Origin of the sequence: Pseudomonas sp. 43A, assembly GCF_013363935.1 — a bacterium.
GTDB classification, from domain to species: Bacteria; Pseudomonadota; Gammaproteobacteria; order Pseudomonadales; family Pseudomonadaceae; genus Aquipseudomonas; species Aquipseudomonas crudilactis.
The window spans coordinates 3,241,878-3,256,014 of sequence record NZ_CP054880.1; the positions used below are offsets into that span (position 1 = coordinate 3,241,878).

The 14,137-nt window shown below is 60.4% G+C and carries 13 protein-coding genes; 5 read left to right on the plus strand and 8 right to left on the minus strand.

Annotation, left to right across the window (positions count from 1 at the left end; translation table 11 throughout):
- Nucleotides 1-14: 14 nt before the first annotated feature.
- The 6 genes from HUW52_RS14285 to HUW52_RS14310 all read right to left on the minus strand — a co-directional run bounded on the left by HUW52_RS14285 (nucleotide 15) and on the right by HUW52_RS14310 (nucleotide 6,240).
- Complete coding sequence (locus tag HUW52_RS14285; RefSeq protein WP_016982914.1) at nucleotides 15-518, minus strand: VOC family protein; 504 nt, start codon at nucleotides 516-518, stop codon at nucleotides 15-17.
- A 91-nt stretch (nucleotides 519-609) separates the two neighbouring features.
- Nucleotides 610-3,030, minus strand: coding sequence for a TonB-dependent receptor (locus HUW52_RS14290; RefSeq protein ID WP_175554007.1), 2,421 nt, complete (start codon nucleotides 3,028-3,030; stop codon nucleotides 610-612).
- A gap of 88 nt (nucleotides 3,031-3,118) precedes the next feature.
- Entirely contained in the window at nucleotides 3,119-4,084 is a 966-nt protein-coding gene (locus HUW52_RS14295) for a FecR domain-containing protein (RefSeq protein ID WP_175554008.1), read from the minus strand.
- A 4-nt stretch (nucleotides 4,085-4,088) separates the two neighbouring features.
- Nucleotides 4,089-4,613: a sigma-70 family RNA polymerase sigma factor gene (locus HUW52_RS14300; RefSeq protein ID WP_016982911.1), complete on the minus strand. Its 525-nt coding sequence runs from the start codon at nucleotides 4,611-4,613 to the stop codon at nucleotides 4,089-4,091.
- A gap of 415 nt (nucleotides 4,614-5,028) precedes the next feature.
- A complete protein-coding gene (locus tag HUW52_RS14305; protein ID WP_175554009.1) occupies nucleotides 5,029-5,697 on the minus strand; it encodes a bifunctional 2-polyprenyl-6-hydroxyphenol methylase/3-demethylubiquinol 3-O-methyltransferase UbiG in 669 nt (222 codons plus the stop codon).
- Between the two features lie 177 nt (nucleotides 5,698-5,874).
- Nucleotides 5,875-6,240, minus strand: coding sequence for a DUF6124 family protein (locus HUW52_RS14310; protein WP_175554010.1), 366 nt, complete (start codon nucleotides 6,238-6,240; stop codon nucleotides 5,875-5,877).
- 620 nt (nucleotides 6,241-6,860) lie between these two features.
- On the opposite strand from HUW52_RS14310, the gene HUW52_RS14315 reads away from it, so the two are divergent.
- Nucleotides 6,861-7,253 (plus strand): GFA family protein, encoded by a 393-nt coding sequence (locus tag HUW52_RS14315; RefSeq protein WP_175554011.1) that lies wholly within the window; start codon nucleotides 6,861-6,863, stop codon nucleotides 7,251-7,253.
- Between the two features lie 170 nt (nucleotides 7,254-7,423).
- On the opposite strand, the gene HUW52_RS14320 is transcribed toward HUW52_RS14315, so the two are convergent.
- Nucleotides 7,424-8,263 (minus strand): alpha/beta fold hydrolase, encoded by an 840-nt coding sequence (locus HUW52_RS14320; RefSeq protein WP_175554012.1) that lies wholly within the window; start codon nucleotides 8,261-8,263, stop codon nucleotides 7,424-7,426.
- A gap of 266 nt (nucleotides 8,264-8,529) precedes the next feature.
- Between HUW52_RS14320 and HUW52_RS14325 the strand changes: the two genes are divergently transcribed.
- Genes HUW52_RS14325 through HUW52_RS14340 form a run of 4 tightly spaced genes read left to right on the plus strand, consistent with a single transcriptional unit; the run spans nucleotide 8,530 to nucleotide 12,768 of the window.
- Nucleotides 8,530-8,985, plus strand: a complete 456-nt coding sequence (locus HUW52_RS14325) for a (2Fe-2S)-binding protein (RefSeq protein WP_003224136.1) — start codon at nucleotides 8,530-8,532, stop codon at nucleotides 8,983-8,985.
- A gap of 19 nt (nucleotides 8,986-9,004) precedes the next feature.
- Nucleotides 9,005-11,167 (plus strand): xanthine dehydrogenase family protein molybdopterin-binding subunit, encoded by a 2,163-nt coding sequence (locus tag HUW52_RS14330; protein WP_175554013.1) that lies wholly within the window; start codon nucleotides 9,005-9,007, stop codon nucleotides 11,165-11,167.
- A gap of 1 nt (nucleotide 11,168) precedes the next feature.
- The gene (locus tag HUW52_RS14335; RefSeq protein ID WP_016986541.1) at nucleotides 11,169-11,747 is read left to right on the plus strand and encodes a hypothetical protein; all 579 of its coding nucleotides are present in this window, start codon (nucleotides 11,169-11,171) and stop codon (nucleotides 11,745-11,747) included.
- A 55-nt stretch (nucleotides 11,748-11,802) separates the two neighbouring features.
- Nucleotides 11,803-12,768: a sensor domain-containing diguanylate cyclase gene (locus HUW52_RS14340; protein ID WP_016986542.1), complete on the plus strand. Its 966-nt coding sequence runs from the start codon at nucleotides 11,803-11,805 to the stop codon at nucleotides 12,766-12,768.
- Nucleotides 12,769-13,342: 574 nt separating this feature from the next.
- Here HUW52_RS14340 and fabI read toward each other — a convergent pair.
- Entirely contained in the window at nucleotides 13,343-14,137 is a 795-nt protein-coding gene (gene fabI, locus HUW52_RS14345) for an enoyl-ACP reductase FabI (RefSeq protein ID WP_007910591.1), read from the minus strand.

Below are 14,137 nucleotides of genomic sequence, written 5' to 3' on the forward strand. Positions count from 1 at the left end.
AGGACGCCAGTGTATTAGCTCTGGCCGGCAAAGGCCCGTTCGAGTTCGGCAATGTCGAGTTTTTTCATCTGGAACATGGCCTGCATCGCCCGCTGCGACTTGGCGGTGTCCGGGTCCAGCATCATGTGCATGAAGGCCACCGGCACGATCTGCCACGACACGCCGAACTTGTCCTTGAGCCAGCCGCATTGCTGGGCTTCGACGGGGCCGCCCTCGGACAGATGGCCCCAGAAATGGTCGACTTCTTCCTGATTCTGACAATTGACCTGAAACGAAATCGCCTCGCTGAATTTGAACATCGGCCCACCGTTGAGCCCAGTGAAGGTCTGGCCGTCGAGCTCGAAACTGACGGTCATCACCGCACCTTCCGGCTTGCCGTGAAATTCCTGGCCGACCTTGCTGTAGTGGGTCAGGCCGGTGATTTTCGAGTGATCGAAGATCGAGCAGTAGAACTTCGCGGCGGCTTCGGCCTGATCGTCGAACCACAGGCACGGGGTGAGTTTTTGAAAGCGTTGCATGGCAGTCGTCCTCGGCAGGTTAGACACGCAGGATTTACAGCGTAGTCAGTCCTTGGTCGATTGCCGGTGCCGTAGATCGACAAAATGCGCGTCAGAAATCCCAGCGCGCCGTCAGTTGCAGGTTGCGCGGTTCGCCGTAGAAACCGGTGCCGAAGTTGCCAAGGCCGGTGTAGTAGCTCTTGTCGAAGAGGTTCTTGATGTTGAGCGACGTGCTCAGGTGCTCGTTGAAACGGTAACGGGCCATCGCGTCGACCAGGTAGTAACTGTCCTGCGTGATGCGCACGTTTTGGTTGGCCCCGGGCTGGAATACGTCGCCGAAAAACTCACTCTGCCAACTGACGCCGCCACCCAGCGTCAGGTGTTGCCAGACGCCGGGGAGGCGATAGCTGCTGAACAGCCGCACCAATTGCTCCGGCGCGGTGGTTTGCAGGATCGAAGCGTAAACCGCATCACCCTTGGCATCGCGGGTGTGGTTGTAGGCGTAGCCGGCGGAGAGGTTCCAGCCGTCGGCGATTTCACCGGCCAGTTCGAACTCGAAACCCTTTGTAGTCGCACCTTGCACGGCGCGGTACACCGCCTGATTGTCGAAGCCGCTGACCTGTTCGGCGACGTTGTCCTGCTCGATGCGAAACACGGCGAAACTGGCGTTGACCCGACCGTCGAAATACTCGGCTTTTATCCCAGCCTCATAGCTGTCGCCCTGCACCGGGTCGAGCACCTGACGCGCGGCGTCCTTGCTCAATTGCGGTTGATAAATGCGCGTGTAACTGGTGTAGAGCGAGTAGGTGTCATCGAGGTCATAGACCGCACCGGTATACGGCGTGATCACACCGGTCTGGCGGTAGCCGTCGCGGACATTGGCCGTATTCGGGTCGCTGTAGTCGAGGTGATCGCTGGCGCTGAAATCGCTGACCCGTGCGCCGAGGATCAGCGCCAGATCGTCGCTGGCCCTCAAGCGCGTCGAGACGTATGCGCCGGTCTGACGCTGGCGGATGGCATCCGTACCGATCTGCGGGATATCGGGTTTGGCGAACTCGCCGTGCCAGTCGAAAATGCTGCCGTTCAGGGGCGGATACACCGAGCCATAGACCGGGTTGTCCTGGCGGGTATTCATCGACATGAAGCCGACCAGCAACTGGTGCTCGCGACCGAACAGGTTGAACGGCCCGCCGAGGTTGATATCGAGGTTGTCCTGCACCTCGTCGCCCTTGAATTTGCCCATGTAGAGGAACATGCCGTCGCCGCTCACCGGGTCCGGATTGCCGCCGCTGGCAGAGCCGAGCAAGATGTCGTGCTCGCGGTGTTTGCGGTCGTAGCTGATTTTCAGTGCCCAGTCGTTTTGCAATTGCCGGGTGACGGCGGCAAACAAAGTCTGATTGATGAAATCGCGGCGGCTCCAGTCGGTTGCCGGGTTGAACGAGCGCGAGAAATTCGTCCGCGAACCGTCGCTGTTGAACATCGGGAAACCGGTCCAGGTGGCGCCGCGTGAGCGGGTGTTCTGTTGATCGAAACCAACGGTCAACAGAGTGTCCGGGGTCAGGTCGGTTTCGACGATGGCGTAGGCGATGTCTTTGCTGTTCTGGTAGTGATCGGCGTAGGCGCTGCGCTCTTGATGGACACCGACGAAGCGCGCGCGCAGCTTGTCGTTGAACGGCCCCGCGATGTCGAATTCGCTGCGGTAGTTGTCCCACGAACCAACGCTGGCGCTGAGTGAGGCTTTGAACGCGGGCGTCGGTCGTTTGCGGATCAGGTTGACCGTGGCCGACGGGTCGCCCGAGCCGGTCATCAGGCCCGTGGCACCCTTGATGATTTCGACGCGGTCGAAGGTCGCCATGTCGGTGCTGGTTGTGCCGTAATCGTAGACGCCGTCGTAGTCGGTGTTGACCCCGTCGTACTGGAAATTGCTGATCGGCGTGCCACGGCTGGAAAACTCCCAGCGCTCGCTGTCGTAGTTCTGCACGCTGATGCCCGGCGCGCGGCGCAACACGTCGGCAATGCCGTTGGCGCCCTGGTCGTCGAGTTGCTGACGGGTGATCACCGTGACCGATTGCGGGGTTTCGCGCAGGGACAGTGGCAGGCCGGTGGCGGAGGCGCTGAGGCCGGTGGTGTAGGCGTGAGTGTCCTCGGTGATGGCGCCGAGGGTTTTGCCGCTGATGTTGGTGGCGTCCAGTTGCAATGGATCTGCAGTGGCTGTGCCGCGCAGGACATAACCGCCGCCGCTCAGGCGCTGCGCTTGCAAGCCGCTGCCCTTGAGGAGGATTTGCAGGGCCTGTTGCGGGGTGTAATCGCCGTTCAGGCCGGGACTGTGTTTGTTCGCTGCCAGATCATTGTGACCGGCGATAAACACACCGCTCTGTTCGGCGAAATGGTTGAGTACCGCGACCAAGGAGCCTGGCGCCACTGCGTAATGCTGCTTCTGCACATCTGCCAGCGCCATCGACACGCACAACCCCGGCACGGCAGATGCCATGGCCAGAGCAAAACGACAGCGGGCGAGGGTGACGCGCAACATGGAGTTTCCGGGGGTGATCAACGAAATGAGGGCTGCTGAGGGTTAACCGAATGAACCCGCAAAAAGGGAACCTTGATGGGAAAAATCCTCAGGCTGTGGGTCCGACGCTGACCCACCAGTTGAAGGTTTTATCGACGCGGATCGGCAGCGCCGCTTCCAGCAGACGCAAGGCTTGATCGGTGTCGTTGAGCGGGAATGAACCCATCACCGGCAGCGCGGCCACGGTCGGATCGCAATGCAGATGCCCCGGCCGATATTCGCTGAGTTGTTCGATCAGTTCGCCCAGCGGCAGGTTATCGGCCAGCAACACGCCCCGGCGCCAGGCTTCGCGGGATGGATCCGCTTTGGTCGGGGCGTGGAAGCGGCCTGCGCTGAATACCAGTTGCTGACCGGCCTGCACCACTTGGCTTTCGCCTTGGTGGTTAGTGGCCTCAACGGCGCCCTCGTAGACATTCAGCAGCGTGTTGCGATCCGTCTGGCGTACGCTGAAGCGCGTACCCAGCGCACGCATCCGGCCCTGTTCGGTCTCGACCCAAAAGGTTCGGCCGAGGTCTTTCGCGGTGTCGATCAGCACTTCGCCGGCGCGCAGTTGCAGCAAACGCTGGCGGGCATCGAAACGCACATTCAAGGCGCTCAAGGCGTTGAGCCAGATTCGACTGCCGTCGCTTAGTGTGGCTTCGCGGGTTTCCCCGGTGCCGGTGGAGAGGTCCGCGTTCAGGCGTTCGACCGAGTCCAGCAGCGGCGTATTGCGCCCGACCGCCCAGCCCGCCAGCCCGGTGGCCGCGAGAATCAGCAAACCTTTGAGCGACTGGCGGCGGCTGATCGAGTTGCGCGCACTGTTGCGCAGGGCGTGGCTGACGGCTTCGCTTTCGTTCTGCAATGGCGCAAACCGCTGACCCACCCGTTCGACATAGCGCCATGCGGCCTGATGCTCGGGGCTTTGCGCCAGCCACGCCTGCCAACGCAGACGCTCAGGCTCGGCGAGCTGTTCGTCATGCAATTGCACGTACCAGTTCGCGGCTTGCTCAAGGCTGGCGTGGCTGAGTTTGTTCACCGGGCTATTCAATCAACAAGCCGTCGAGTTCAGCTTCGAGGATCGCGCAATGCATCATCGCCTGCGCCAGATATTTCTTGATCATCCGCTCGCTGACGCCGATCTGTGCGGCGATCAGTTTGTACGGCATGCCGTGCAGCTGGGCGAGGATGAACGCCGCGCTGACCCGTTGCGGCAAGCGCTGGAGCATGGCGTCCACTTCGTGCAAGGTTTCGACGATGATCGCCCGTTGCTCGGGCGACGGCTGCACAGCGGGCGGGCGGCTGGCGAGGGTGTCGAGCCAGGTCTGCTCGAGTTGCCGACGGCGCCAGTGATCGACGCACAAACCCCTGGCAATGGTCGCCAGATGGGAGCGCTCGTGGACTTCACCATTGAAGGTTTGCGGGCGCTTGAGCACGCGGACGAAGGTGTCGTGGGCGAGGTCGGCGGCATCCATCGCATTGCTCAGGCGTCGACGCAATAGCTCGTGCAGCCAACGGTGGTGGCTGAGGTAGAGATTTTGCACGAGCGAGGCATCGGCGACGGTCATTTGCGCAAGCGTCCAAGACGACCGTTACCGGTCTAAATAAGAATGGGTCGCGATTAAAGCAAAAGGACGGGGAGTGCGCAAATGATATTGGTTTGCTTTTAGGCGGAGGGTTTCGAATTCTGGCTTGGCGTAGTCGTAATAACCAGTGATCCACCACCTTGCTTGATTCCTGTGGGAGCGAGCCTGCTCGCGAAGGCGTCAGCACGGTCTGCATTTGTATGGCCTGACACGCCGCTTTCGCGAGCAGGCTCGCTCCCACAGTGGGCAGCAGCGTTCCCTGGATATTTGGTTAACGCAAAACCCTGTGGGAGCGAGCTTGCTCGCGAAGGCGTCGGCACAGTCGGAATCTGCGTTGCCTGACACACCGCTTTCGCGAGCAAGCTCGCTCCCACCGTGTGGTGGTGTTACTGAAATTTCAGCGGCGCTCGGCAACCATCAGCAATGACTGCGGCACTGGACTTTGCGGGTGTTGTGGCTCTTGCAGGCTGGCCAATTGGAACCCGGCCATATCGAGCGCATTCAGCCAACTCGACAACGTGCGGAAATACCACGGCATCGGCTGCCACTGGCCTTTGAATCCCGCGAAGGTTTCTTCGCGCCAGCCATCCTGGTAATCGCCTGCCGCGACAGACCAAGGATGCAGTGTCTGAATGAGCAACGTGCCGCCGGGAACCAGCAGCGCATTCATCGCCGCCAGCAGCGAGATGATGTCCTGATGCAGCAAAGAGAAGTTGGCGCAGATCAGCTCATAGTCGCGCCCGATGTCGATCTTGCCATCGGCCAGCGCGTCATAGTTCGCGACATGCACTCGCGCCGCCCCCGCCAAACGCGCCGCTTCGACCAGCCGCGCATCGCCATCCACGCCGACGGCATCTATCCCGCGTTCCGCCAGTGCCCGCAATAACCAGCCTTCGCCGCAGCCAAGATCAAGTACGCGCTGCGGCTGCCGGCCCATGATCGTCAGCAGAATCGCCTGATCGGTAACCTGCTGGCGGCTTTCAATGGCGCCGCTGCGGATCACTTCGATCCAGGCATCAGCGTTGTCGTGCCAGCTCTGCAAAAGACTGGATTCGGGGGAGGGCATGGCGGTGTCCCGACTTTTGAAAAACCACAGTATGGACGCTGATCGCAAGCCAGGGCTTGTAGATCAGCGCAACCACCACAACCCCCGAACGCCGACGAATGTTCACGGCGATTCGGGCAATAAGGATGATAGCCCGCAAAGGTGAGGGGTAACCCCCTCACTCATTCCGTTTTTTGACTACTGCGGTACGCGCAGCTTGTCCAGCAGTCGGTTGACCAACAGCTCGTTCAGCATGATCACCTGTTGCAGCGCCAGCAGCGGTTTGCGCTCCGGGCCGCCTATTGAGTTGGCGATGTTACCGGCCATGGAGTGGGCGTAGGAAAGCGACTCACAGGCTTCGACCAACAAAGTTTCTTCATCCCGCGTGGGGTCGACCAGATAGACCGGGCGAAACGGGGGCGAGCTTGGCGGAGCGCCCAGTGCTTCGGGTCGCAGGTAGTAGTCGAGGGCGCGGTCGGTTGCCTCTTTGACCTTTTGCGGGTTGAGCGCGGGGTCGTGAGGGATTGGATCGGTGATCGGTGGGTTGGGCGTGATTTTGAACATGGATGAAACTCCTATCGCAGTTTAAGGAGCCATCACTCTCGCTACCAAACGAGTGGGTGGTGGCCATACGCGGGTTGGTAGACCGGCTGCAATAGGAACCCGGCGCTCACGAGTGAGCCCCACGCATGACTACCATTGAACTGAGCTCCACAAAGAGACAGCACAGGGTGTTGTCACACGGCTATTACAGACGGGCTACCAAACCCGATCACTGTTTTGCAGTGACAGGCCAACGATATAACCCGGCCCATAGCCGTGTAAGCCGGCGGATTCTGGCGTACGCGTAGGTAACGACGCAAGGTGTTGTAGGGAGGATGGCGTAACGGTTTGTGTGCTTTAAACGTGATAACCGGATGACGTTTACACATGAGCAATGCCGGTTGGTGGCGGCTTTCGGTTTTGCGTGAGTCCGTGAGATTTTTCCCCCTCACCCCAGCCCTCTCCCCCAAAGGGGGCGAGGGGGAAGGGAGCAGATCTCCATGTACTTCCAGGCCAGAGTTCGACTCGGTATTTCAAGTCGGTGCAACTTGCACATTCAGCGCGGTCAGTTCCCTCTCCCTCTGGGAGAGGGTTAGGGTGAGGGCTGTCGGTAATTTCAAATTCTGAAGAGGAGGTGTGACATGAATCTATTGACCGGCGGTTGCCTGTGCGGCGATGTCCGTTTCGAAGTGACAGGTCAGCCCTACCGCGTCGGCATTTGCCACTGCCTCGACTGCCGCAAGCGCCATGGCGCGCTGTTCGGCACCTCGGCCATATTTCCCGAGGATGCGCTGAAAGTCACCGGTGAAACCCGCGACTACAACGGGCGCTTTTTCTGCCCGCGCTGCGGCTCTCCGGTGTTCGCGCGTTCCGAAGATGAAGTAGAGGTCAACGTCGGATCGCTCGATGAGCCTAATCAGTTCAAACCCACCTACGAACTCTGGACCATCCGCCGCGAGTCGTGGCTGCCGGCGCTGCCACTGGCTCACCACTACGAGCGTGATCGCGAAAGCACGGAGCGTACAGAGGATTAGAGGGGGCAGAAAACTTCTGGGACTTGGAATGGAGTGACGATTTTTGGCATGTCACATAGTCCCAGTGGGAGCGAGCTTGCTCGCGAAGGCGTCGTGTCAGTCGACATCAATATTGAAAGTAATGACGCTTTCGCGAGCAAGCTCGCTCCCACAGGGTGCAGTACATAAACTTACAGATCTTCACCGCGAATAAAGGCCAACAGATCCGCGTTAATCGTCTCGGCCTCCGTCGTCGGCATCCCGTGCGGAAACCCCGGATACGATTTCAGCGTGCCATTGGGCAGCAACTTCGCCGACAAAGGCCCTGAATCCGCATACGGCACAATCTGATCATCCTCACCATGCATCACCAGCACAGGCACCGTGACCTTTTTCAAGTCCTCGGTGAAGTCTGTCTGCGAGAACGCGACGATCCCGTCGTAATGCGCCTTCGCCCCGCCAATCATCCCTTGACGCCACCAGTTGGCAATAATCCCTTCCGAAGGCGTGGCGCCCGGCCGGTTGTAGCCGTAGAAAGGCCCGGTCGGAATATCCCGATAGAACTGCGCCCGGTTCGCCGCCAGTTGCGCCTGAAAATCATCGAATACCGATTTCGGCAGCCCACCCGGATTGCTCTCGGTCTGCACCATCAGCGGCGGCACCGCACTGATCAGCACGCCTTTGGCGACGTTGGCCTGACCATGCCGGGCGATGTAATGAATCACCTCACCGCCACCGGTCGAGTGACCGACATGCACCACGTTCTTCAGGCCCAGATGATTAACCACGGCCAGCGTATCGTCGGCGTAATGATCCATATCGTGGCCGTCCCAGACCTGACTCGAACGCCCATGCCCACGCCGATCATGGGCAACCACCCGGAAGCCTTTGCCGAGAAAAAACAGCATCTGCGCATCCCAATCGTCGGAACTGAGCGGCCAGCCGTGGTGGAAATGGATCACTGGCGCGTCTTTCGGGCCCCAGTCCTTGTAGAAAACCTCGACGCCGTCTTTGCTGGTGACAAATCCCATGTTTGCTACTCCAGACCAGTGTGATGGGTAACCCGCGCGGTAGTCGCGGACCGGTTTCGCTCATGACGAGTTTTCTACAGCGCAGGCTCGGTGAGAGCCGTTATCAACTGTAGGATTAAAGTCGACATCTGCATGACCGGTGGTCGCAACGTCTGACTTCACGCGCAAATTAGGCTTTGCTGAAAGGGATAAGCCGAGGCGCGCGTAGGCATCGATGGCCACAGCGACGCCCCTTCAGAACACCGTGAGTCTGAGGAATATCCCCGATGCTGACCTTGAATATCAATGGCAAGGATCAGGAGCTCGATGTCCCCGCGGACATGCCGTTGCTCTGGGTCCTGCGCGATGTCGCGCACCTGACCGGTACCAAATTCGGCTGTGGCATGGCCCAGTGCGGGGCCTGCACCGTGCACGTTGACGGGGCGCCGTTGCGCGCCTGCATCACACCCGCGACGGCCGTGGCGCATGGACAGAAAATCCTCACCATCGAAGGCCTGTCCACCGACGGTTCGCACCCGGTGCAGCAAGCCTGGGCCGAGCTCGATGTGGTGCAGTGCGGTTACTGCCAGTCGGGGCAGATCATGTCTGCGGCGGCACTGCTGGCGAAAATCCCCAAACCCACCGACAGCGATATCGATCAGGCGCTCTCCGGCAATATCTGCCGTTGCGGCACCTATCCCCGGATCCGCGCAGCTGTGAAGCGTGCGTCCGAAATCGGTTGATTGATGTGGGAGATAGACGATGAACAGTCCGGTATCACGTCGGGGGTTTCTCAAGGGCAGCGCCGTGTTGGGCGGCGGGTTGGTGGTGGCGTTTGTTGTACCTGGCGGCCACAAGTTTGCCTATGCGGCCGAGAATGAAGGCAAGGTGTTTGCGCCGAACGCATTTTTGCGAATAGCGGCGGACAACAGCGTCACGGTGCTGCTCGGGCATTCGGAAATGGGCCAGGGCATCTGGACCGGCCTGACCATGTTGATTGCCGAGGAGCTGGACGCTGACTGGTCGAAGATCCGCGTTGAGCATTCCCCCGCATCGGCGGCGGATTACGGCATGCCGGGGTTTGGCGGCATGCAGATTACCGGCGGCTCGACGTCGACGTGGATGGAGTTCGACCGTTATCGCCTGGCAGGCGCGACGGCGCGACAGATGCTGGTAGAGGCAGCGGCGAAGCGCTTTGAAGTGGCACCGTCGGCGATTCGCACTGAATCGGGTGTGGTGATCGCGGGCGACAAACGCGCCACTTACGGCGAGCTGGCGGACGCCGCCGGGCAACTGCCGGTGCCGGATCCGAAGTCGATCACCTTCAAGGAGGCCAAGGACTGGAAAGTCATTGGCAAACCGACCAAACGCCTCGACACACCGGAGAAAATCACCGGCCGCGCCAAGTTCGGCATGGATGTGCAGTTTGAAGGCCTGATGACCGCGATGGTCGCGCGCCCACCGGTATTCGGTGCCAGCGTCAAATCCTTTGAAGGCGCTGAAGCGCTGGCGGTGCCGGGCGTACACAAAGTGGTGCAAGTGCCGACGGGCGTGGCGGTGATTGCCGAGCATTACTGGGCGGCTAAATTGGGCCGTGATGCGCTGAAGGTCGATTGGGATCTGGGGCCGAATGCAGATCTGAGCAGCGAGAAATTGCTGGCAAGTTTCCGCAAACTGGCCGCGACGCAGGGCACATCGGCGAGTCAGGCCGGCGATGCCAAGGGCAGTTTCGGCAAAGCCGCGAAGAAGATCGATGTCGAATACAGCGTGCCGTATCTCGCCCACGCGCCGATGGAACCGCTCAACTGTACGGTGAAGATCAGCGCGGAAAAATGCGAGATCTGGACCGGCACACAATTCCAGACACTGGATCAGATGGTCGCCGGCAAGATCACCGGGCTGAAACCCGAGCAAGTCGAAATCCACACCGAATTCCTTGGCGGCGGTTTTGGCCGTCGGGCCAATCCGACATCAGATTTTGTCGCCGAAGCCGTGCAGGTGGCGAAAGCTGCCGCTATGCCGGTGAAAACCGTGTGGTCGCGCGAGGATGACATTCGTGGCGGTTATTACCGTTCGATGTTCCTGCATCAAGCCAAGATCGGTTTGGGCGCCGATGGTTTACCGTCGAGCTGGCAACACGTGCTGGTCGGCCAGTCGATCATGACTGGCACGCTGATGGAAGCGATGATGGTCAAGAACGGTATCGACCCGACTTCGGTCGAAGGCGTTGCCGACAGTCCTTACGTCAAAGGCCTGGCCAATCATCAGGTCGATCTGCATTCGCCGCAAACCGGCATCAATGTGTTGTGGCTGCGCTCGGTGGGCCATAGCCACACCGGTTTCGTCATGGAATCGCTGATCGACGAGATGGCCACGGCGGCGGGCAAGGACCCGGTCGAGTACCGACGAACGCTGCTCAAGGATCATCCTCGGCATTTGGGCGTACTGAATCTGGCGGTGGAAAAAGCCAACTGGAAAGCACCGTTGCCGGACGGCCATGCCCTCGGCGTGGCGGTGCACGAGTCATTCGGCAGTTACGTGGCGCAGGTCGCCGAGGTGTCACAGGACAATCTGAAGATTCGCGTGCACCGCGTGGTTTGTGCGGTGGACTGCGGGATTGCGGTGAATCCGCAAAGCATCGCCGCGCAGATGGAGTCGTGCATCACCTTCGGTCTGGGTATGGCGCTGCACAGCAAACTGACACTCAAGGATGGCGCGGTCGTGCAGTCCAACTATCACGATTATCAGGTGCTGCGGCTCAACGAAATGCCGGTGGTGGAAGTGCACATCGTGCCCAGCAGCGACAAACCCGGCGGCATCGGCGAGGCCGGTGTGCCGCCGACCGCGCCAGCCGTGGCCAATGCGGTGTACGCCCTGACCGGGCAGCGCCTGCGCGAGTTGCCGCTGCAACTGTCGGGGGTGTGAGATGAAACGACATCTAGTGTTGGGCACGGTGATTTTGCTGGGGCTGGGCGGTTATGCCTCGGACCTGTTTGCCGATGATCAGGAAGCGTTGAAGGCGTTCGGCACGGTGCAGAAAGTCTTTCAGAGTCCGCGCTGCCAGAACTGTCATATTCCCGGTGATTCGCCGCTGCAGTTCGACGCCGGCATTCCCCACGCGATGAACGTCGTGCGCGGTATGGACGGCAAGGGCGCGGCCGGTTTGCCCTGTGCAACCTGCCATGCGGAAAACAATCCGCCGGCCAGTTACGGCCCGCATGCACCGCCGGGTGCGCCGCACTGGAGCCTGCCGCCGGCGGCGCACAAAATGGCCTGGATCGGCCTGCCGCCGGACAAGCTCTGCGCGATGATCAAGGACCGTTCGAGCAATGGCGATCGCGATTTTGCTGCGCTGATCAAGCACGTCAGCGAAGACAAACTGGTGCTCTGGGGCTGGAATCCCGGAGCAGGGCGCGCACCGGTGCCGGTGCCGCACGATATTTTTGTGGCGCAATTCAAGCTCTGGGCCGACGCGGGCGGGCCGTGTCCGGTGGCGCAAATGTGAGCCATTGCCAAATTAGCGCTACGCTTGAAAGCATTGTTGCCAATGGAGTGTGCTGATGCTGGTTCCAGGAAAACCTGCGAATGAAACGGCGCGAGTTCAAGCGCTGCACGGTCTCGAACTGCTCGATTCCGCCCCTGAAGAGCGTTTCGACCGACTGACACGATTGGCGAAACGACTGTTCAATGTGCCGATTGCACTGGTGACGCTGGTCGACACCAATCGGCAGTGGTTCAAGTCCTGTGTGGGCCTGGATGCCACTGAAACGCCGAGGGATGTTTCATTCTGCGGACACGCGATTTTGCAGAACGACCTGCTGTTGGTGCCTGACGCCCGCGAAGATGTGCGCTTCCATGACAACCCGCTGGTCACTGGCGCGCCGAACATCCGCTTCTACGCCGGCTACCCGCTGACCGTGCCCAATGGCAATAAAATGGGCACGCTGTGCCTGATCGACACCAAGCCCCGCGACCTCGACGAGGAAGAGCGCGCGCTGTTGCGTGATCTGGCGGAAATGGCCGAGCAAGAGCTGACCGCCGTGCAGATGGCGAGCATGGATGAACTGACGCTGCTGTCCAACCGTCGCGGCTTCAAGCAACTGGCCCAGCATGCGCTGGACGCCTGTGCACGGCTGGAGCGGCCGGCGACCTTGCTGTTTTTCGACCTCAATGACTTCAAGCAGATCAACGATCTGTACGGCCATGCCGAGGGTGACAGTGCGCTGAAGACCTTTGCCGATGTGCTGCGCATTGCCTTTCGCGAGAGTGATGTGGTCGGACGCCTGGGCGGGGATGAGTTTGTCGCGTTGCTGACCGGCTCCAGCCATGTCGAAACCACGACGATCATGGCGCGGCTCAAGGATATCCTCGAAGAGCGTAATGCCACACTGCATCGCGGCTATGCGATTCGCTTCAGCGTGGGCCAGATTGAATATGATTCGAAACGCCATGAAACCGTGGATCGCTTGCTGGCGGATGCGGATGGCGCGATGTATGCGCATAAGCAGGCGTTGAAGGGTTGTTAGTGAATGCACCGCAGATCCCCTGTAGGAGTGAGCCTGCTCGCGATAGCGTCCACACTTTCAACATCTTCATCGGCTGACCCAGCGCTATCGCGAGCAGGCTCACTCCTACAGGGGGGGGGCGGTGTTCACAACATCCCGGTTCACCACAAATCCATGTGGGAGCGAGCTTGCTCGCGAAGACGTCCGGTCAGGCAACATCTCTGTTGAATGTGCCGGCCTCTTCGCGAGCAGGCTCACTCCTACAGGGGGGCGGTGTTCACAACATCCCGGTTCACCACAAATCCATGTGGAAGCGAGCTTGCTCGCGAAGACGTCCGGTCAGGCAACATCTCTGTTGAATGTGCCGGCCTCTTCGTGAGCAAGCTCACTCCCACAGGTACTTCGGTGTTCACAACATCTGGTTCACCACAAATCCATGTGGGAGCGAGCTTGCTCGCGAAAGCGCTGGGTCAGGCAATGAACAGGTGACTGAATGGACGCCTTCGCGAGCAGGCTCACTCCCACAGGGGACAGTGTTGCAGGCATAAAAAAACCCGCCTGAGATCGGCGGGTTTTTTTATCGGCTAAGCGAAGATCACTCTTCGATGTTGCCCATGGCGGTGGTGTTGAAGCCGCCGTCGACGTACATGATTTCACCGCTGATGCCCGACGCCAGGTCGGAGCACAGGAAGGCGCCGGCGTTGCCGACTTCGTCGATGGTGACGTTGCGACGCAGCGGGGTTTGCGCTTCGTTGGCGGCCAGCATCTTGCGGAAGTTCTTGATGCCCGAGGCTGCCAGGGTGCGGATCGGGCCAGCCGATACGCAGTTTACGCGGGTGCCGTCCGGGCCCAGGGAGCCGGCCAGGTAACGTACGCCAGCTTCCAGCGAAGCCTTGGCCATGCCCATCACGTTGTAGTTCGGCATGGTGCGCTCGGCGCCCAGGTACGACAGGGTCAGCAGGCTGCCGTTGCGGCCTTTCATCATTTCGCGACCGGCTTTGGCCAGGGCCACGAAGCTGTAGGCGCTGATGTCGTGCGCGATGCGGAAACCGTCACGGGTGGTGGCTTCGGTGAAGTCGCCGTCCAGTTGGTCGCCCGGGGCGAAACCTACGGAGTGAACGATGCAGTCCAGGCCGTCCCACTTCTTGCTCAGTGCTTCGAAGACCTTGGCGATTTCTTCATCGCTGGCCACGTCGCACGGGAAGCACAGCTCAGGGCTCGAACCCCAGCCTTGGGCGAATTCTTCAACACGACCTTTCAGTTTGTCGTTCTGATAAGTGAAGGCAAGCTCAGCGCCCTCGCGATGCATGGCGGCAGCGATGCCGGATGCGATGGACAGCTTGCTGGCGACACCGACGATCAGTACGCGCTTACCGGCGAGAAAACCCAT